The organism is Acetobacter sp. AN02, assembly GCF_029759835.1.
Classification (GTDB): Bacteria; Pseudomonadota; Alphaproteobacteria; order Acetobacterales; family Acetobacteraceae; genus Acetobacter.
In genome coordinates, this window is record NZ_JAJJND010000045.1 from 1 (window position 1) to 19,895 (window position 19,895).

Genomic DNA, 19,895 nt, shown 5'->3' on the forward strand with positions numbered 1-19,895 from the left:
ATGATCAGCATCCTGTGAATCACATTTTTAGCCCAATGGGTACCCCGTGAGTCTGATCAAGAAACGGTTGGTATCAGTCATCATCCTCTACGGCGTGTCGTCAGTTAAGGGCTGCTCGTGTGCCGTGAGTGTTGTACTTTCCGGCTTCCTGTGCAGGATGCCATAACTGCAGCGACCGAAAATATTAAAATACCAACTGCGATATATGAAAATGTTACGGCATGGAGAACCGAAGGATCAGGCTCTCCAGGTAAGAATTTTCAGAGACTTATTACATTGAGCGGAAATACTTTTTATTCTTCTGATACTATCCAGAGGCTGCCCGAACACATCATTCGCAAACACAGAATCCCGCACAGACTGCATCACTGACAGGCGGAGGAGGCCGCTCACTCAGCCGCCTCAAGCTCCTCCTGCAACGCGAACCAGACCTCCTCCGCCTGCTCCTGCTCCCTCTTCACCGCAGCCAGCCGCGTCGTCAGCGCCGTCAGATCAGCCGCCCGCCCCGCCGAATAAATATCCGGATCAGCCAGCTTCGCCTCAATCACAACCTGCTCGTTGTTCAGCTTCACCATCAGGGCCTCAGCCGCCTGAACCTTCTTCCGCAGAGGAGCCAGCGCCTTACGCGCCTCCGCACGCTCCCGGCGCTCCTCCTTGCGGTCAGCCCCCTTCGCCTCAGCCCGTGCCTCACCACCGCCACGCTCAGAACGCGACCGGTCCGTAAGCCACGCCCGATACTCCGCCATATCCCCGGCAAACGGCGTCACCCGCCCGTCAGCAACCAGCCACAGCCGGTCCGCCGTCATCTCAACAAGATGAGAATCATGGCTGATCAGAATCACAATCCCCGTAAACTCCGCCAGAGCACGGATCAGGGCATCCTTCGCATCCAGATCGAGATGGTTCGTCGGCTCATCCAGAATCAGCATCTGCGGCGCATCCCGCGTCGCCAGAGCCAGAAGCAGCCGGGCCTTCTCACCTCCCGAAAGCTCAGACACCCGCGTCTCCGCCCGCGCCGCATCCAGACCGAACCGCGCAAGCTGAGACCGCACCGCAGGAGGAAGCGCCCCGGGCAGTGCCCGCGACATATGATCCACCGGCGTCTCGCTCATCACCAGCTCCTCAGTCTGATGCTGCGCGAAATACCCCACCCGCAGCTTCGGATTGCGGAACATCGTCCCCGAAAGCGGTGACAGACGCCCGGCCAGAAGCTTCGCCAGCGTGGATTTGCCGTTGCCGTTCGCGCCCAGAAGCGCAATCCGGTCCTCCATATCAATCCGCAGGGACAGATCAGACAGAACCGCCCGCCCGTCATAACCAATGCTCACCGCATCCGTCGTCAGAACCGGAGGAGGAAGCTCATCAGGAGCCGGAAAATCAAACCGGACCGGCGTGTCCTCAACAACAGACTCAATAACAGGCAGCTTCTCCAGAGCCTTCACACGCGCCTGAGCCTGCCGCGCCTTCGTCGCCTTCGCCCGGAACCGGTCCACAAAAGACTGCATATGCGCCCGCTGCGCCGCAACCTTTTCCGCCATCCGCGCCTGCTGCAAAGCCTGCTCCGTCCGGATACGGACAAAATTCTCATACCCGCCGGAATAAAGCGTCAGCTTGCCACGATCGAGATGGGCAATCGCATCCACACAGGAATCCAGCAGACCCCGGTCATGGCTGACAATCAGAGCCGCCCCCGAAAACCGCTTCAGCCAGCTCTCCAGCCAGACCGTCGCCTCCAGATCAAGATGGTTCGTCGGCTCATCCAGAAGCAGAAGATCAGGGTTGAGAAACAAAGCCGTCGCCAGAGCGACACGCATCCGCCAGCCACCGGAAAACTCGGAAACGGACCGGGCCTGCGCCGCCGCATCAAACCCCAGCCCCGAGAGAATCGTCGCCGCCCGCGCCGGCGCACTGTCCGCACCGATCGCCGCAAGACGCTCGTGAATCTCTGCAATCCGAATCCCGTCCGTCGCGTGCTCCGCCTCCTCAAGCAGCGCTGTCCGCTCCGTATCCCCCGCCAGAACGGTCTCCAGCAGCGTGGCAGACCCCGAAGGCGCCTCCTGCTTCACACGCCCCAGACGGGCTCTCGCCGCCAGCCGGATCGTGCCGCCATCAGGCTGCGTATCCCCTGCAACAGCCCCGAGAAGCGTCGATTTCCCAGCCCCGTTCCGACCGATCAGACCAACCTTCCGCCCCGGCTCGACAGACAGGGAAGCCTCATCAAGAAGTGTGCGCCCCGCAATGCGAAGGGTCAGATCAGAAACGAGAAGAAGACTCACGAACCACGATTCCCCGGATACACTCAGATCATCTGACCTGATTTCACTCAGGACACCTACCAGTCCGGGCGATAATGCTCTAGAGGAAGCGCCCAGACAGAGTGCCTGACCGGCGCCCTGCACATGTTTTTCTGACCGGAGACCACACAGATGGCCGTCGAGCGCACCCTTTCCATCATCAAACCCGACGCAACCCGCCGCAACCTGACCGGCAAGATCAACGCCGTGTTCGAAGACGCAGGCCTGCGTATCGTCGCCCAGAAGCGCACACAGCTCACCGAAGCCCAGGCAGGCGCCTTCTACGCCGTCCATAAAGAGCGCCCGTTCTACGGAGAGCTGGTCTCCTTCATGATCTCCGGCCCCGTCGTGCTCCAGGTCCTGGAAGGCGAGAACGCCGTCGCAAAACACCGCGACGTCATGGGCGCAACCGACCCGAAGAAAGCCGCACCGGGCACCGTCCGCGCCGAATTCGCGGAAAGCATCGAAGCCAACTCCGTCCACGGCTCCGACAGCCTGGAGAACGCGACGAACGAAATCCGCTTCTTCTTCGCAGAGACCGAAATCGTCGGCTGATCCTCAGACCGGACGATTGAGAAAAACGCCGCCAGAGAAATCCGGCGGCGTTTTTTATATGGCACCAGCCATCAGGCACGGCAGAGCAAAGCCGGGAAATACGACAAAAATCACGAATTAAATCCGGGTAAAAATAATATCACCCGGATTAAAAAATATCACTTCAGAACAGTCAGAAAAAATCCAGACAAACAGAGGCTTTTTCACACTCCGGAAATCCTCAGAGACTGGCCAGAATTTTCAGACCAGCCAGCGTCGCATTCGGAATCTTCTTCGTCTGACCGGGATGCATCATGTATTCAAACACCGGCTGGAAAATAAGCCCGGGAATCACGGGAATTCCATAATAGGCCTCAAGGGTCTCGGAATGGGTCTGCGGATCATTAACAAACGCACCCATGCTCATCCCGGCCATCTGCCGCAGACGCTGCCCCCGCCGCAAAGCCGAACTCACCTGATAATACGAGTACATAAACCCGAAACGATCAAATGGCCGATGGGGAATGATCCCCAGAAGCGACATCCCAACATAAACCTGGTCGGAAAATACTGAAACATTCGGCGTATTGTGAATATACCCGGCCAGAAGATACCCGCCGGCCATCTGATGTTCCCCGCCACTGCGATAGATCATCTGATCCGCCTCAAAATAGAAAGTATCCCGGGCCTCACGCGAAAGATGACCAACATCAGCCTTATACTGCGCCGGAACAGTGCCGATCAGATTGTCATAAGAGCTGGTGTCATGACCAAAACCAAGCTTGTAATGACCGGGAAGTTTTGAAACCCGTCCGAAAAACGGCTCCCACGTCAGCTCGATCGGCAGCATTACACCCGTCTGATGCTCAGCCCCCCAGGCCCAGCCGGAGGGATTATCCGTGAGGACACCGGATGCATAAACACCAGTCCTCAGCGTCAGATCTCGCGTCGGCCGGATACGAATCGTTCCGCCCCACGTCGCCTTGGGATAAACACTCCACCCGGACTGCGATTTCACGCCAACAGGCGCAGAGCACTGAATGATAAAAGTGCAGAGCAGAACGGACGTCGCATAGGTATGCGTAAGTGTCAGACGCCCGACATTAATATTAACCCTGTTACGAAAAAAGGATTTCTCAAGATAGATATCCGCGAGATGCGCAGCCACACTGCCCGAAAGGCTGTAAACCTCGGACAGAAGAATCCGACGTTCTCCGACATAATCATGAGAAACCTGATTTCCCGCACGCTCCACAAGAACACCATGTAAAAACCAGCCTTCCAGCCAGTCCGCATGAGTCAGCCTGCCAAGATCAAACCGTGTAACCAGCGTGACTTCATGGGCATAATCCATACCCCGCCGGATACCACCGCCAATATTGGCAATACCTTCCCCCTTGTAGGAAAGCTGAAAAGAAAACCCGCGATCATTAAGCCATTTCCGCGGCTGTTTAAGCTGCGGCACAAGATTTCCGAATGTCTGTGCCGGGACATAATAACCGGCAGCCAGATCAGATTCACGGAGCGCATCGTCACTCCTGTTCAGAAGCGCAGAGATACTTTCAGTATCAAACAGTGCATTTAAAGGCCCCAGAGGCGCGATCGGCTGGATTTTCTGTCCATGCGGTGTCAGAGGACGCGTCTCGGCCCTGATCTCCGTGGCATGAGCAGGAGAGTTCGCAATCTGAGCCTCAGCCTGATCCGGAAACCCTGCACTGTACAAGGACAGCGCAAGAGCAGCGCCTGGAAAAGATACAGAAAAACAGCATGTTTTTTTCAGAAAAGTGCGAAGGCATGCTTTTTTTTGTTTTTTTGTCATAGCCGTATGTCACAGTATTTTCTTCGAAAGAATTATCGTGACAGGCATATAATTTCAATATTCATGTATATTATATAAATATATGAAAAACAGTAAAACAAAAAATGAATTAAATAGGAAAACAGCAGATTTCAGCCATTTTCAGACTATGCTATCCCTGATCTGTGTTCCGATAAGACATAATCTGCGATCAATATGAGTTGTATTTATATCACGGTGGATTTTTTTTATTATAAATCTGTAATTGAATATAAATTTACAGATCTGTATTATTCAAAGTAATGAAACAGATATATACATAGAATGTATTTCTAAAAAATCCGACAGCCCGAAGTTTGTATGGAAAAGCGTATCTGGTCTGGAGGCACTCAGATCCTAAAACACCTTCATAAAGACAGGTGATATCCGAAAAACAAAAAAGCCCCGCCGAAAAATCGACAGGGCTTTTCCCGTGAGCACGGAGCTTAAGAAGTCAGTCAGCTGTCTCCGGCTCTTTCTCACTTCCGCCCTCATCACCCTCAGAAGAGGCTGCGGACGTTTTGTTTTCCATAATCTCGAAGTCCAGAGCGCCGTCTTTAAGGCCGATACGTACAGCACCCCCCTTAGAAAGACGCCCGAAGAGCAGCTCCTCAGCCAGAGGCTTCTTGATCGACTCCTGAATAACCCGACCCAGAGGCCGCGCACCATAGAGGCGGTCATATCCTCTTTCAGCCAGCCACTCTTTCGCTGCAGACGAAATCTCAATGGTCACATTGCGATCAGCAAGCTGAGCCTCAAGCTGAAGAATGAACTTCTCTACAACCCGCCCGACAACCTCAGGAGAGAGATTGGTAAACGGAATGATCGCATCAAGACGATTGCGGAATTCCGGAGTGAACAGACGCTTGATCGCCTCCTCATCCTCGCCGTCACGCGTATCACGTCCGAACCCGAGCGCTTCCTTGCTGAGATCAGCAGCACCCGCATTCGTGGTCATGATCAGAATGACATTCCGGAAATCAACGGTCTTTCCGTTGTGGTCCGTCAGCTGACCATGATCCATAACCTGCAGCAGGATATTGAAAAGATCAGGATGTGCCTTCTCAATTTCATCAAGTAGCAGAACCGCATGCGGATGCTGATCGATGGAATCAGTCAGAAGCCCGCCCTGATCAAAACCGACATATCCCGGCGGTGCACCAAGCAGCCTGGAGACGGAATGCCGCTCCATATACTCGGACATATCAAACCGGATCAGCTCAATACCCAGAGTAGAGGCCAGCTGACGTGCAACCTCGGTCTTTCCGACACCGGTCGGTCCCGAAAACAGATAGTTACCAATCGGCTTTTCCGGATCCCGCAGCCCGGCACGGGCCAGCTTGATCGCAGACGCAAGAGCCTCGATCGCCCCGTTCTGCCCGAAGACCATATTCTTCAGATCACGCTCAAGCGTGCGAAGAACTTCCTTGTCGTCAGCAGACACGCTCTTTGCAGGAATACGTGCCAGACGGGAGATAATGTCCTCCACATCCTTCAGCGTCACGGTCTTGCGACGCTTGTTCTCCGGCAACAGCATCCTCGACGCACCGACCTCGTCAATGACATCAATGGCCTTATCAGGCAGCTTCCGGTCATGAATATATTTCGCAGAAAGCTCCACCGCAGCACGAATGGCTTCCTCGGTATAACGAACTTTATGATGCTTCTCGTAATTCGTCTTCAGACCACGAAGAATCTTCACCGCGTCCTCAACGGTCGGCTCCTCGACGTCAATCTTCTGGAACCGGCGCACAAGCGCACGATCTTTCTCAAAATACTGACGATACTCCTTATACGTCGTAGACCCGATACAGCGCAGGGTGCCCGCAGCAAGAGCAGGTTTCAGAAGATTGGACGCATCCATCGCCCCGCCTGAAGTCGCACCGGCCCCGATGACGGTATGAATCTCGTCAATAAAGAGAATGGCTCCGGGATTCTGCTCCAGATCATTCACAACAGCCTTCAGCCGCTCTTCGAAATCACCACGATAGCGGGTTCCGGCTAGCAGAGACCCCATATCGAGAGAGAAGATCGTGGATTTCAGAAGAACCTCAGGCACATCACCTTCAACGATGCGCTTGGCAAGCCCTTCGGCAATCGCAGTCTTGCCAACGCCGGGATCACCCACATAGAGCGGATTATTCTTGGTACGACGGCACAGAACCTGAATCGTGCGCTCAATCTGCGTATCGCGACCGATCAGGGGATCGATCTTACCGGCTTCAGCTTTCTTGTTCAGGTCGACACAATATGTCGCAAGAGCCTCACCGGTCTTCTGACTGCCGCGGCCACGCTCTTCCTTTTCCCCGTCATCGGATTTCTCAGGAGAAGGACCGGAGGTCGTGGAGGAACGGCGGCCCCCGCGATCAGGCGCCTTGGCAATGCCGTGCGAGATGAAGTTAACGGCGTCAAGTCTGGTCATATCCTGCAACTGCAGGAAATAGACCGCATGGCTTTCACGCTCAGCAAAGAGAGCGACAAGAACATTCGCCCCGGTCACCTCATCACGGCCCGTGGACTGGACATGAATGGCAGCTCGCTGAATAACACGCTGGAAAGCAGCCGTTGGCTTCGGCTCAGTCGGACGCTCGGACGCAAGCCCGGCAAGATCCTTGTCCAGGAATTCAGTAAGGTCAGACCTCAGCTTGTCGAGGTCAACACCACAGGCGCGGAACACGACCGTGGCATCAGGATCATCCACCAGAGCCACAAGAAGATGCTCAAGCGTGGCGTACTCATGACGGCGTTCGCCAGCCAGCGTGAGTGCCCGGTGCAGCGTCTGTTCAAGATTGCGCGATAACATATGTACGACGCTCCTTCCGGGAAATCTGGCCGGTCAGAGACCGGACACAACCATATTTGGGGGTATCATACGGAAAAGCCAGTCACAAAAGCGGCTTCCGCACTCTTTTTTTTCGTGCACGGAGCCGGAAGAATTCATTCTTTCTCAATCGTGCACTGCAACGGGTGCTGATTCTGGCGCGCAAGATCCATCACCTGTGTCACCTTACTCTCCGCAACCTCATACGTGAAAACCCCGCAGACACCGACCCCGCGTTTATGAACGTGGAGCATGATGCTCGTGGCTTCCTCCCGGGACTTGTGGAAAAACCGCTCCAGGACGTGCACGACAAACTCCATCGGAGTGTAGTCGTCATTGAGCATCAGTACCTTATACATAGCGGGCTTGCGCGTCTTAGGTCTGGTGCGGACAACAACACCGACCTCTGACTCCCCGTCCGTGTCAGCAGGTTTTCCGTTCTCCGTGGCTTTCCGGCCGGGATTTCCGGCACCACCGGATTTTCCCCCGTGACCACAAGGGTGGAGGAGGGCATCTGTAGTCGGGATCACGGATCCAGCGGCAGGAAAGGTCAGAGAGAGCATGCGCCCTGTTATATGGGATTTTTGTCGGAGGATGAATAGGAATGAGTCGTCCGGAAAGTTTTTCTTTTGACGGGCGCGCGGACGCGGCAGACTTAAAAAAACCATGATAGCAGGTGAACATCCTGTCCTGTTAGATGTTTCTTAATCCGACAGGCGGTAGACGTCTTACAGAATGTTGAGCTAGGATATCCTGAAAACAGGGTCGGGAAAACCGGGCAGGCAGCCCTGCGGAGCGAGGCAGATATGCGAAAAAGCGGATCGAAACGAAACCTCCTGATTCGTCTTGTGGTTCGTGGAAAACGCAGTCGCGCGGCCGGGGCAGGGATACTTGCCGGGGCGGCGGTATTCGCCGGATTGCCTGTAAGGGAAGCCCGGGCCCAGTATGTAGGTCAGATAAGCTCCTACGTTGCCGATACCAGAACAGGCGCAGTCCTTTCGCAGGATAATGCGGATCTCCAGCGCTACCCTGCGAGTCTGACCAAGCTCATGACGCTCTACATGACATTCAGAGCGCTTAAGGCCGGTCGTATTTCGCTTGATCAGGAGCTGCCTGTTTCCATACATGCTTCGCTGCAGGAGCCCTCAAAACTTGGCCTGCGCCCGGGTGGCTATCTCACGGTAGAGCAGGCGATTCTGGGGCTGGTCACCAAATCCGCAAACGATGCTGCCTGTGCGCTTGGTGAATATATCGGCGGGGGAAATGAAGCTGAATTTGCCGCCATGATGACGCAGCAGGCGCGTTACATGGGGATGACGCGCACGACGTTTCGCAATGCGTCCGGCCTGCCGGACCCTGATCAGGTCACGACAGCCAGGGATCTCGGGACACTCGCTGTCAGGCTGATTTCAGATTTCCCTGAATATTATCATTATTTTTCAACGCCCATGTTCTATTTCCACGGGATGTCGATCCCCAATCATAACCCGATGCTCAGATTTTATCCGGGAGCAGACGGGATGAAAACGGGTTATACGGCGCAGGCTGGTCTGAATCTTGTATCTTCAGCAATTCACGGGAATGTGCGTCTGGTCGGCGTCGTCATGGGTGCTCAAAGCCGCGGGCAGCGGCAGGTAACCATGGCACATATCCTTGATGATGGCTTCTCGGCCGAAGGTCTGCCTCCTGAGCCCTATAACAGCTTTCCCGTCGTAAGGCCGGGTCGTCCTGTTGTTCTGGCCCGTACCGAACGTCATGTGAGGGGACGTAAGAAGATGGTCCTCGCGGCGGCTTCATCTTCCGGAAATGGAAGAAGCGCGCGGCCTCTGGAAGTTGCTCAGGCATCGCGAATCAAGCGGCCTTCAGCTCCGATCCGGCTTGTTGCAACCCCGCTGAAACATAAAACATCTGCGGCAACGGCGCATAAGGTAAAATCCCTGCGCCACCGGACCTGATTTCCGGTCCGGAGCCAAAGGGTTCCAGGAAGGCTTTTCCTGCGATAGTATCGACTCCCGGGGGTTTCCGGGTTTTCAGATACAAAGCATGAGCAGGATATGGACAGGGTAATGACGAAAGGCGGAGTGGTCCTTCATACAGAGTCGGATTTTGAGGGATTACGTGAAGCCGGGCGTCTCGCGTCTGAAACGCTCGACATGATATCAGCGCACGTCCAGGCGGGAATAACGACGGACGAACTCGACAAAATCATCCATGATTATACGTTGTCGAAAAATGCTGTTCCTGCAACTCTGGGTTATCGGGGTTATCCCAAATCGTGCTGTATCTCTCTCAATCATGTGGTGTGCCACGGTATTCCGGGAGATCGGAAGCTCGTTGACGGAGATATTCTCAATATCGATGTAACATCCATTCTTAATGGATGGTACGGGGATAACAGCAGGATGTACGTGGTTGGTGCTCCGTCTGTAAAAGCACGTCGTCTGATTGATGTGACTTATGAAAGTATGATGAAGGGTATCGAGGCGGCCAAACCGGGTGCCACGCTTGGTGACATTGGCTTCGCGATACAGAAATGGGCCGAAGACAGGCGCTTCTCGATAGTTCGTGATTTCTGCGGACACGGAATCGGGCGCGAGTTCCACGCTGCGCCTAACGTGTTGCATTACGGAAAACCCGGTGAAGGCATGAAGCTTGAGCCCGGCATGGTTTTTACGATTGAACCGATGCTGAATGCCGGAAAGCACGATGTGAAAATCCTGGATGATGGCTGGACAGCCGTTACCCGTGATCGTTCGCTCTCCGCCCAGTTTGAGCACATGATCGGAATCACAGAGACCGGCTGTGAGATTTTTACCCTCTCACCTGCGGGATATACAAAGCCACCATACGGGGCATAGTGAGGTCATATTGAGGCGATCCATGAATGGAAATCGGGTCCTGCGCGGTATCTTTACCGGCCTTCTTTCAGTTTTTCCCCTGATGGCTGAGGCGGCTCCCTCCTCGGGAGCGCCTGACCCTCTCGCATTCGGGCAGAATGCGCTGAACCTGGCTCCCCTCGCTCCGGCCCATGGAAACCATGGGATGGTGGTATCCGCCCAGCATCTCGCTTCCGAGGTTGGGCGTCGTATCCTGACGGAAGGGGGAAATGCGGCCGATGCGGCGGTAGCCGTCGGATATGCGCTCGCCGTTGTCTATCCCGCAGCAGGAAATATAGGCGGCGGAGGCTTCATGCTGCTGCGTCCACCTGGAAAATCAGCCGTCTTCATCGATTTTCGTGAACATGCCCCCCTGGCGGCAACAGAAACCATGTACCAGGACGCGAAGGGAAACGTGATCCCGGATCAGTCCATCACGGGCTGGAAGGCCGTCGCCGTTCCGGGAACTGTTGCCGGCATGGAGATGGTCCGGTCACGCTGGGGTAAACTGTCACGACAGAAAGACCTCGCTCCGGCCATCGAGCTTGCAGAAAAAGGCTTCATTCTCGGAGAGGGAGATGTCGAACTCCTGCACACCTCCACGGAGCAGTTTCTCAAGGATCCGGCAGCACGAAAGATTTTTCTGCACGCTGACGGAAGCCCTCTGAACGCAGGGGACAGACTGGTTCAGTCAGAGCTGGCCAGCACGCTTGAGCAGATTTCAAAACACGGCCCGGGTGCATTTTACGACGGACCGATTTCTGACGCGATCGTTGCCGCAAGTCAGGCGAATGGCGGTATCCTGCAGAAAGAGGATTTCCGCCGGTATCGCGTTCGCGAATTACCGCCGCTGACCTGCACCTACAGGGGCTATCACATCGAAACATCCCCGCCGCCAAGCGGAGGAGGTGTTGCTCTGTGTGAGATGCTGGAAATTCTTTCCGGATATGACATGGCGTCATTCGGACTGCATTCCCCCGTCGCACTGCACTATGAGATCGAAGCGATGCGCAGAGCCTATGCGGATCGTCAGGATCTGGGTGATCCGGCATTTGTGAAAAATCCTCTCACAAGCCTTTCTGATCCGTCCTATACAGAGGCTGCCCGCAAAGCGATTCCGGCGGATAAGGCCATGCTTTCAGCCGACATGAAAGCGGGCGAAATTCAGCCTGAGAAACATGAAACAACCCATTATTCCGTCATTGATCGTTCAGGGTTCGCCGTCTCCACAACCTACACTCTCAACGGCTGGTTCGGTGCGGGTGTCATTGCCGGGAACACGGGTTTTTTCCTGAACGACGAGATGGATGATTTTGCTTCCAAGCCCGGTGCACCGAACATGTTCGGTATCGTCGGCAGCAAGGCGAACGCCATCGCTCCTGGCAAAACGCCTCTTTCCTCCATGGCGCCGACGATCATCTCAAAAGACGGCAAGCCGGTCATGATCATCGGCAGCCCGGGTGGTTCGCGTATTCCTACGATCATTCTGTCCGTCATTCTCGGAGTGATCGATTACGGGCTGGATATACAGCAGGCGATTGATCTGCCGCGTATTCACGAACAGTGGGAGCCGGGCGCGGTTGAAATGGAAAGCGGAGCCGTATCCCCCGAAACCGCAAAAGTTCTGCAGAAAGAAGGATATACGCTCACACCGCATAAACCCTGGGGCATAGCAGAGGGAATTCTGACGGGCGGCCCGCGTATCGGTCAGGCAGGTTCAGGATATTATGGTGGATTCGACAGGCGCCACGAAGGCGGAGCTGCAGCAGGGGAGTAGCCCTTTCGCAATTATCGCGCCTTGCCTCTTGGTCTGTCCTGAGCACTGTGATAGACGTGCCGCGGGAGATCGGCGCTGGACGGATACCTCGCTAACCCGGTCAGGTCCGGAAGGAAGCAGCCATAGTGAGTTCGTCCGGGTCAGTGTCCGGTCTTCCACCGTTTCCCGACAGGCTGAAAAGAGCCGCACCGACCCGATGGAGGGACGCTGATGTCGGATGAAGAACAGCACGCCGTTGAAGAAGATGATCTTCCTCTTCCCGAATCTGACGGAGCAGGGCTGTTCGGTGATGCTCCCGTAAAGCCCGAGCAGAATGCAGAGCATCCGGAAAAGCAGGGGCCATACAGAGTCCTCGCACGTAAATATCGCCCCGCTACCTTCAATGATCTGATCGGGCAGGACACTCTCGTCCGGACATTGCGGAATGCATTTGCGATGGGCCGGGTGGCGCATGCCTTCATGCTGACGGGCGTGCGCGGCGTCGGCAAGACGACAACAGCCCGGATCATAGCGCGCGCGCTCAACTGTATCGGCCCGGACGGAAAAGGCGGTCCCGTCGCTGATCCGTGCGGAGTCTGTCCGAACTGCACAGCGATTCTGGCAGACCGGCACCCGGATGTGCTGGAGATGGATGCAGCCTCCCGCACGGGCGTGGATGACGTCAGGGAAATCATTGAGGCCACCCGCTTCCGTCCGATGCAGGGGCGGATGAAGGTTTTCATCATCGATGAAGTCCATATGCTCTCCCGCAACGCGTTCAACGCGCTGCTGAAGACGCTGGAGGAACCGCCTGCACAGGTCACTTTCATTTTCGCAACAACCGAATTGCGGAAAGTGCCGGTCACGGTGCTGTCACGTTGCCAGAGATTCGATCTCAGGCGTGTCTCACAGTCCGAACTGACAGAATTTTTCGGGAAAATCGCAGAAAAAGAAAACTGCCTGTTTGAACCTGAAGCTCTTTCGCTCATTGCACGCGCAGCCGACGGGTCCGTACGCGATGGTCTGTCCCTGCTGGACCAGGCAATTGCCCAGGGAGCGCTGGAGGGCGAAGGCCCTGTCCCGTCATCACTGATCAGCGCGATGCTTGGACTTGCCGACAGGCAGGTGGTGTTCGATCTTTTCCGTGCCATTGCAGCAGGAGATGCGGCCGCAGCTCTGCAGATTATGGATGAGGCACATATGCGCGGCGCGGACCCGGCAGTGATGCTTGGTGATCTTCTCGACCTGACGCATATGGTAACACGCTTGAGGACAGTTCCGGATTTACGAAACTCGCGTGAACTGCCTGAGGCGGAGCGTGTCCGCGGAGCGGAGTTCGCAGAACACCTTTCCATACCCGTGCTGTCACGGATATGGCAGATGCTGCTTAAAGGGATCAACGAAGTCAGCACGGCTCCGGACCGTCGGGAAGCCGCAGATATGGTGCTTATACGCCTGTGCTTCGCGTCCGACCTGCCTGATCCGACAGAACTGCTGCGCCGTCTTGAGAGCAGACCGGAGAATCCCGGCTCCGCAAAGCCCCGGACCGCGGGCACAAATTCCGGAGGAGCCCCGGCAGCCCTCCAGGGAGCCCCCCCCCCGGGGAACGTGGTAAGAATGGCTGCATCAGGCGGCAGTTCTGTATCCGGAGCGGCCGTTGCGGAACTTCATGAAGAGGTAGCGCATTATCGCCCGATGCCGCGAAGCTGGCGGGAAATGGTCGCGCTGATCAAGGACGTCAGGGAGCCCATGCTCCACGGTCAGCTTCTCCATGCCGTGCATCTGGTGAACTGGGCCCCGCCGGTCATCCGCTTCAGGCCGGAGCCTGATGTTCCGCGTGATCTTGCTGGGAGGCTGCATAGTGTTCTCCTGCGCGAGACAGGTCAGGAATGGGATATCGCGGTCTCCGCGGATACGGGAGAACCGACACTTGCAGAGCAGGGGGCGGAAGTCATCCAGCTCCGGCACAGATCCGCAGAGGCGCATCCTCTGGTCCGCGCGATCATGTCGGCTTTCCCCGACGCGGAGATCGGCAAGGTCACGGATCACTCTCTGGATGATTACGGATTACCCCCTGAGATCCTCCTCGTGGAAGACAGTCCCGATCTTGAGTTCGCCCCGGACGATGCTGTTTTCACAGATATGGATGAACGCCCGGATTATCCGGGTACGGAACAGGACTGACCGGACAGGCCGGTCAGAAAACAAGGAAAGCTGACGATGAAAAATCTCGCCGGACTGATGAAGCAGGCTTCTCAGATGCAGAGCAAGATGCAGGAGATGCAGGCAAATCTCGAACGTATGACGATTGAAGGCAGCGCCGGAAACGGTCTGGTGACAATCGTCCTTACTGGCAAAGGGGATATGAAATCCATCGCCATCGATCCGAAACTGGCCGATCCTGAGGATATGGATATGCTCCAGGATCTGATCCTCGCAGCAAGCGCGGATGCGCGTAAGAAGCTGGATGCAACAGCTTCAGAAGAAATGAAAAAAGTTACAGGCGGTCTGAATCTGCCGCCCGGACTTGGTTTGCCGTTCTGATCTGACTGTGGCAGAGTCTCAGATTGACAGGCTGATCACGCAGATGTCCCGCCTGCCAGGGCTGGGACCAAGATCCGCGCGCCGTGCCGTGCTGTCTCTCCTGCGTGATCCTCAGGGCCGGCTTCTGACGCTGGCCCGCGCGATGGAGGAAACAGCCCGCTCAGTAAAGACATGCTCGGCCTGCGGAAACCTGGATACGTGTGATCCCTGCCACATCTGTGCGGATCCCCACCGTGACCGGGAGCTGGTCTGCGTGGTAGAAAATGTCAGCGATCTCTGGGCTCTTGAGCGGGCAGCAGTTCATCGCGGTATCTATCTCGTGCTGGGAGGAACGCTGTCCGCTCTGTCCGGAATCGGACCGGAAAATCTGAATACGGAGCCTCTGCTTGGACGTATTCAGGAAGGGCAGGTGAGGGAAGTAATCCTGGCGCTCGGGGCAACGGTGGAAGGCGCAACCACAATGCACTGGCTGCAGGAAAAATTACGACCTTCGGGCGTCATGGTCAGCCAGGTGGCACAGGGCGTGCCGGTGGGCGGCGCTCTGGACCTTCTGGATGACGGGACACTCGCCGCCGCTCTGGGAGCACGTCGTCCGGCATGATCTTTCCCTTTTCAGAACATATTCCCCGCACAGCGCTTGTCACCGCCGGCGGTGCCCGGCTTGGACGCGCAATCTCACTGGCTCTGGCCAAAGCAGGTTTTGCAGTAGCCATCCACTATCGTGGCGGACACAAAGCAGCTGAGGCCACATTGCGGGATATTGAGGCCGCCGGAGGCAGGGGCTGCCTGCTTCATGCCGATCTGTCCCGGGAAGAGGAAACCGGACAGCTTATCGAACGTGCAGAGGCTTCTCTCGGTAAGGTTGGTGTACTGGTCAACAATGCGTCCGTGTTTGAACGTGACGAATGGGATGATGCCACACGTGAAGGGTGGGACAGCCACTTCGAGCCAAATCTGCGGGCCCCCTTCGTACTGATTCAGAAATTTGCCCTCGCTCTTCCGCACGATGCGGAAGGACTGGTGCTCAATATGACAGACGAGCGCGTCTGGTCCCTGACACCCCATTTCATGACGTACACCCTGACGAAATCCGCGCTCTGGACCCTGACACAGACTATGGCTCTCGCCCTGGCACCGAAAAACATCCGTGTGAATGCCATAGGACCAGGACCGGCCCTGCCAAGCCCGCGTCAGACACAGGAGCAGTTTGAGCGTCAGTGCGCCTCCGTGCCCCTGGGCCACGGCACATCACCTGAAGAAGTTGCAAGAGCCGCTCTGACTCTGCTGGCGCTGCCCTCGGTCACAGGGCAGATGCTGGCGCTTGATGGCGGACAGCATCTGCAGTGGTCTCCGAGCATGTCTGCAGGACCGGCAGCGGAATAGGATCAGGGAAAGTTTTTTATGACGATATTCGCGCCCTGGCCGTCCGATCCGCCTCTGCGGCATCTGTTCCTCAGGGATATGATCGTAGATGCGCATATCGGAGTATTCCCCCACGAACAGGGGGTAACCCAGCGCGTACGGGTCAACGTCTCATACGGCGTACGGGATGGCGAGGGACCCGATGAAGGCCCGGATGATCTCAGTCGTACCGTTTCATACGAGCATGTCGTGATGATGGTCCGCCGCATCATAGCGGAAGGACATATACGACTGGTCGAAACACTGGCAGAGCGCATTGCTGCCGGAGTCCTGAGAGATCGTCGGGTCGTGGTCGTAAGGGTGAAAATCGAAAAACCGGATATTTTTCAGGAACTGGATTCGGTTGGTGTCGAGATCGAACGGTTTCAGCCAGGCTGAGACATCCCTGATACCATTGAGCAGATTCATATAAAAAAAACCCGGCGCGAAGCCGGGTTTTTCACAGGAATGCTATTCTCAGGAATCGTCTTCGGATTCCTTGGGAACATCAATATCAGAGCTGATATCCGCATCATCCTCGTCATCATCGAGGTCAGGTGCATCCTCGAGGACATCAGCATCATCATCGTCGGTATCGACGTCGATATCCGCATCATCCGCTTCGCTGTCTTTCGGCTTTCCGGAAACCTGATCGGGGACCGGAATATCGCCGGAGCGACGCAGACGCGGAACCTCTGCCGGCTGGTCAGCACCGCATTTCGGGCAGACAGCAGGATCCTTGCAGAGATCGTAAAATTTTGCGCCGCAGGAGACGCAGACGCGTTTGGAGCCTAATTCGGGCAGAGCCATCGTGTACCTGTCGAATCCTGATCACTGAGTGGAAGAAAAGGACCATGGATGGTCCGGGCAGACCGGCTGCCCGTCGGGTATAGGTCGCGCCCCATGCCAGCCCCTGACGTATCTGTCAAACCCTGAATGACGGGAGAAGCCCTTCCAAGCTTGAAGCCGGAAGCCGGCTGAGGCATGCAGGGGGCGGTTTTCTGCCGGATCGGCAGCACCATAGAGGCGGGAGCAGAGAGTGAGCGGATATATCGTGATCGCGGTGGACGGGCCGGCTGCGGCAGGAAAGGGGACGCTGGCACGGAAACTGGCGGAACGCACCGGTCTGCCATACCTCGATACGGGACTGCTCTATCGTGCAGTGGCACGAAAAATGCTCAGCCAGGGAATTGATCCGGCATCCTCATCGGGCGAACAGCAGGCCCGGATGCTCTGTTCAGCCGATATGGAGCGTGATGATCTGCGAACGGCAGACGTGGACAGAACCGCGAGTCTCGTAGCCGGGCAGCCCGAGGTAAGGGCTGCGCTGGTCGACACCCAGAGGCGTTTTGCTTCAGAGCGTGGCGCGGTTCTGGACGGCCGGGACATCGGCACCGTGATTTTCCCCGATGCGACGCTCAAGCTCTACATCACGGCTTCTCCGGAAACACGCGCATACCGGCGCTTTCTTCAGCGCGGGGGAAATCCCGATGCTCCGGAAGCGGAAAAAGAGCTGGCAACTATTGCCGCAGGTCTGCGCGAACGTGACGAAGCTGACAGCTCACGCGCCTCCGCTCCGCTCCGTATGGCGGAGGATGCCGTGCGTCTCGATACAGATAATCTCGATGCAACAGAGGCTCTCGATCGTGTTCTGGCCATCGTACAGGCGCGCATCCCGGCTCTGATCCCGGTCTGAAACAGTAAAAAACGGCGGTTTTTTGCCATTTTGCTTGACACGTCGGGGTAGAACGTATCTACCGGCCCGACGTGCGCTCATGCCCTTGAGGCGGAACTGCACGCAGATCGGGTCCGGATACATCCGGAGCATGGGCTCCGGAGCAGAGGACCACGTCGTCGGACGGTTACGTACGGCGCAGACATTGTCGGCCCGCATCAGGCGGGACGATCAGGAAATACGGTTTCTCATGGCTTCAGCCACTACCACAGATCATTTCCGCGGTGAGGATTTCGCCGCCCTTCTTGACGAGACTCTGGGCCAGGACAGCGGCTTCGAAGGCTCCGTCGTTCGCGGACGTATCGTCCGTCTGACCGACGAGTTTGCCATCGTCGATGTTGGCCTCAAGAGCGAGGGGCGCGTGTCCCTGCGTGAGTTCGGACCGCCGGGCGTCACTCCGGAAATCAAGCCGGGTGACGTTGTCGAGCTTTATGTCGAGCGTTACGAGGATCGCGACGGCAGCATCGTGCTGTCCCGCGAGAAGGCACGCCGCGAGGAAGCATGGACGAACCTGGAAAAGGCGTTTGAGGCAAATCAGCGCGTGAACGGCACGATCTATGGCCGCGTGAAGGGTGGATTCACGGTTGATCTGGGCGGCGCGATGGCGTTCCTTCCGGGCAGCCAGGTCGATATTCGTCCGGTGCGTGATGTTGCCCCGCTCATGGGCGTCGCCCAGCCGTTCCAGATCCTGAAGATGGACCGGGCCCGCGGCAATATCGTCGTGTCCCGTCGCGCAGTTCTGGAAGAGACGCGAGCCGAGCAGCGCAGCGAGCTGATCCAGGGCCTGAAAGAGGGCATGATCCTCGACGGCGTCGTGAAGAACATCACCGATTACGGTGCGTTCGTCGATCTCGGCGGCGTGGACGGCCTGCTGCACGTTACGGATATCGCCTGGAAGCGCATCAATCACCCGTCCGAGGCCCTGACCATCGGTCAGCCGGTCCGCGTTCAGGTCATCCGCTTCAACCCGGAAACGCAGCGTATTTCTCTCGGTATGAAGCAGCTTGAGGCTGATCCGTGGGAGAACGTCGCACTCAAGTATCCGGCAGGTGCACGCTTCACGGGCCGCGTCACGAACATCACTGACTACGGCGCCTTCGTGGAGCTGGAGCCGGGTGTTGAGGGTCTGGTGCACGTCTCCGAGATGTCCTGGACGAAAAAGAACGTCCATCCGGGCAAGATCGTCGCGACCTCTCAGGAAGTCGACGTCATGGTCCTCGATGTGGATAGCGGCAAGCGTCGTATCTCTCTCGGCCTGAAGCAGGTTCAGCGGAATCCGTGGGAGCAGTTCGCCGAAGAGCACAAGGTCGGCTCCGAGGTCGAAGGCGAGATCCGTAACATCACCGAGTTCGGCCTCTTCATTGGCCTGTCCGCAGACATCGACGGCATGGTTCACATGTCAGACCTGTCCTGGGACGAGACCGGAGAGGAAGCGATCAAGAAATACGAAAAAGGTCAGGTCGTTCAGGCCAAGGTTCTTGACGTTGATGTTGAGAAAGAGCGCATCTCGCTCGGTATCAAGCAGCTCCAGGAAGATCCGGCAGCCGATGCACTCGCCGGTGTCCAGAGAGGCGAGGTCGTGACCTGCATCGTGACCGCCGTGCAGTCCAACGGTATCGAAGTGAAAATCGATGACGTTCTGAGCGGCTTCATCCGTCGCGCTGAGCTGGCCCGTGACAAGGCCGAGCAGCGTCCGGAGCGCTTTGCTGTCGGCGAGAAAGTGGATGCGAAGATCGTCTCCGTTGATCGCGCTGCCCGCAAGCTGGCCCTGACCATCCGCGGCCGTGAGGTTGAGGAAGACAAGGCTGCCATGGATGAATACGGTTCATCCGACAGCGGTGCATCTCTCGGTGACATTCTGGGTGCAGCGATCCGTCGCCGTAACTTAGAGCAGTAATCTGATTTTTCTTTCGGGACTAATCGGGAAAAGGGTGCCGGAAGCGGCACCCTTTTTTTGTTCAGGCCCGGGTATCTTTTCCTGACGGCACTCATACCAACCGTTGATTGCTATAACCTATGCGCCCAATCTCGCAGTCCGATTGACATGATGCGCCAAGGTTGTTCGACGATCTGGTTCCAGGCATGGCAGGCGATATC

16 protein-coding genes and 1 other RNA gene are annotated in these 19,895 nt (G+C 56.6%); 12 read left to right on the plus strand and 5 right to left on the minus strand.

The genetic code is table 11. The features are described from left to right. Nucleotides 1-389: 389 nt before the first annotated feature. The gene (locus tag LOC54_RS07015) at nt 390-2,276 is read right to left on the minus strand and encodes an ABC-F family ATP-binding cassette domain-containing protein (RefSeq protein WP_279313112.1); all 1,887 of its coding nucleotides are present in this window, start codon (nt 2,274-2,276) and stop codon (nt 390-392) included. 150 nt (nt 2,277-2,426) lie between these two features. Between LOC54_RS07015 and ndk the strand changes: the two genes are divergently transcribed. Then, the gene (gene ndk / locus LOC54_RS07020) at nt 2,427-2,849 is read left to right on the plus strand and encodes a nucleoside-diphosphate kinase (RefSeq protein WP_279313113.1); all 423 of its coding nucleotides are present in this window, start codon (nt 2,427-2,429) and stop codon (nt 2,847-2,849) included. Nucleotides 2,850-3,069: 220 nt separating this feature from the next. Here ndk and LOC54_RS07025 read toward each other — a convergent pair whose 3' ends face one another. The 3 genes from LOC54_RS07025 to clpS form a co-directional block, all read right to left on the minus strand. Continuing rightward, the gene (locus LOC54_RS07025; RefSeq protein WP_279313125.1) at nt 3,070-4,461 is read right to left on the minus strand and encodes a carbohydrate porin; all 1,392 of its coding nucleotides are present in this window, start codon (nt 4,459-4,461) and stop codon (nt 3,070-3,072) included. Nucleotides 4,462-5,119: 658 nt separating this feature from the next. Continuing rightward, nucleotides 5,120-7,468, minus strand: coding sequence for an ATP-dependent Clp protease ATP-binding subunit ClpA (gene clpA, locus LOC54_RS07030; RefSeq protein WP_279313114.1), 2,349 nt, complete (start codon nt 7,466-7,468; stop codon nt 5,120-5,122). A gap of 134 nt (nt 7,469-7,602) precedes the next feature. After that, nucleotides 7,603-8,049 carry an ATP-dependent Clp protease adapter ClpS gene (gene clpS / locus LOC54_RS07035; RefSeq protein WP_279313115.1) on the minus strand — a complete coding sequence of 149 codons (447 nt, stop codon included), beginning with the start codon at nt 8,047-8,049 and terminating at the stop codon, nt 7,603-7,605. Nucleotides 8,050-8,292: 243 nt separating this feature from the next. Between clpS and LOC54_RS07040 the strand changes: the two genes are divergently transcribed. The 9 genes from LOC54_RS07040 to folB all read left to right on the plus strand — a co-directional run bounded on the left by LOC54_RS07040 (nt 8,293) and on the right by folB (nt 16,462). Then, the gene (locus LOC54_RS07040; RefSeq protein WP_279313116.1) at nt 8,293-9,441 is read left to right on the plus strand and encodes a D-alanyl-D-alanine carboxypeptidase; all 1,149 of its coding nucleotides are present in this window, start codon (nt 8,293-8,295) and stop codon (nt 9,439-9,441) included. A gap of 111 nt (nt 9,442-9,552) precedes the next feature. Next, on the plus strand, nt 9,553-10,344 hold the full coding sequence (map, locus tag LOC54_RS07045; RefSeq protein WP_408740314.1) for a type I methionyl aminopeptidase: 792 nt from the start codon (nt 9,553-9,555) through the stop codon (nt 10,342-10,344). A gap of 82 nt (nt 10,345-10,426) precedes the next feature. Beyond that, nucleotides 10,427-12,139 carry a gamma-glutamyltransferase gene (gene ggt, locus LOC54_RS07050; RefSeq protein ID WP_279313126.1) on the plus strand — a complete coding sequence of 571 codons (1,713 nt, stop codon included), beginning with the start codon at nt 10,427-10,429 and terminating at the stop codon, nt 12,137-12,139. Nucleotides 12,140-12,202: 63 nt separating this feature from the next. Beyond that, an RNA gene (ffs, locus tag LOC54_RS07055) (signal recognition particle sRNA small type) lies at nt 12,203-12,299 on the plus strand. A gap of 50 nt (nt 12,300-12,349) precedes the next feature. Then, the gene (locus LOC54_RS07060; RefSeq protein WP_279313118.1) at nt 12,350-14,302 is read left to right on the plus strand and encodes a DNA polymerase III subunit gamma/tau; all 1,953 of its coding nucleotides are present in this window, start codon (nt 12,350-12,352) and stop codon (nt 14,300-14,302) included. 36 nt (nt 14,303-14,338) lie between these two features. Continuing rightward, nucleotides 14,339-14,662, plus strand: a complete 324-nt coding sequence (locus LOC54_RS07065; RefSeq protein ID WP_279313119.1) for a YbaB/EbfC family nucleoid-associated protein — start codon at nt 14,339-14,341, stop codon at nt 14,660-14,662. A gap of 7 nt (nt 14,663-14,669) precedes the next feature. Further along, on the plus strand, nt 14,670-15,263 hold the full coding sequence (gene recR / locus LOC54_RS07070) for a recombination mediator RecR (RefSeq protein WP_279313120.1): 594 nt from the start codon (nt 14,670-14,672) through the stop codon (nt 15,261-15,263). Next, entirely contained in the window at nt 15,260-16,045 is a 786-nt protein-coding gene (locus LOC54_RS07075; protein WP_279313121.1) for an SDR family oxidoreductase, read from the plus strand. The genes recR and LOC54_RS07075 overlap by 4 nt, the downstream gene beginning before the upstream one ends. Before the next feature lie 18 nt (nt 16,046-16,063). After that, on the plus strand, nt 16,064-16,462 hold the full coding sequence (gene folB, locus LOC54_RS07080) for a dihydroneopterin aldolase (protein WP_279313122.1): 399 nt from the start codon (nt 16,064-16,066) through the stop codon (nt 16,460-16,462). 78 nt (nt 16,463-16,540) lie between these two features. Here folB and LOC54_RS07085 read toward each other — a convergent pair whose 3' ends face one another. Next, nucleotides 16,541-16,873, minus strand: a complete 333-nt coding sequence (locus LOC54_RS07085) for a TIGR02300 family protein (RefSeq protein WP_279313123.1) — start codon at nt 16,871-16,873, stop codon at nt 16,541-16,543. A gap of 229 nt (nt 16,874-17,102) precedes the next feature. Between LOC54_RS07085 and cmk the strand changes: the two genes are divergently transcribed. Continuing rightward, on the plus strand, nt 17,103-17,759 hold the full coding sequence (gene cmk, locus LOC54_RS07090; RefSeq protein WP_279313124.1) for a (d)CMP kinase: 657 nt from the start codon (nt 17,103-17,105) through the stop codon (nt 17,757-17,759). Nucleotides 17,760-17,988: 229 nt separating this feature from the next. Continuing rightward, a complete protein-coding gene (gene rpsA / locus LOC54_RS07095; RefSeq protein ID WP_279313127.1) occupies nt 17,989-19,695 on the plus strand; it encodes a 30S ribosomal protein S1 in 1,707 nt (568 codons plus the stop codon). The last annotated feature ends 200 nt before the right edge of the window (nt 19,696-19,895 follow it).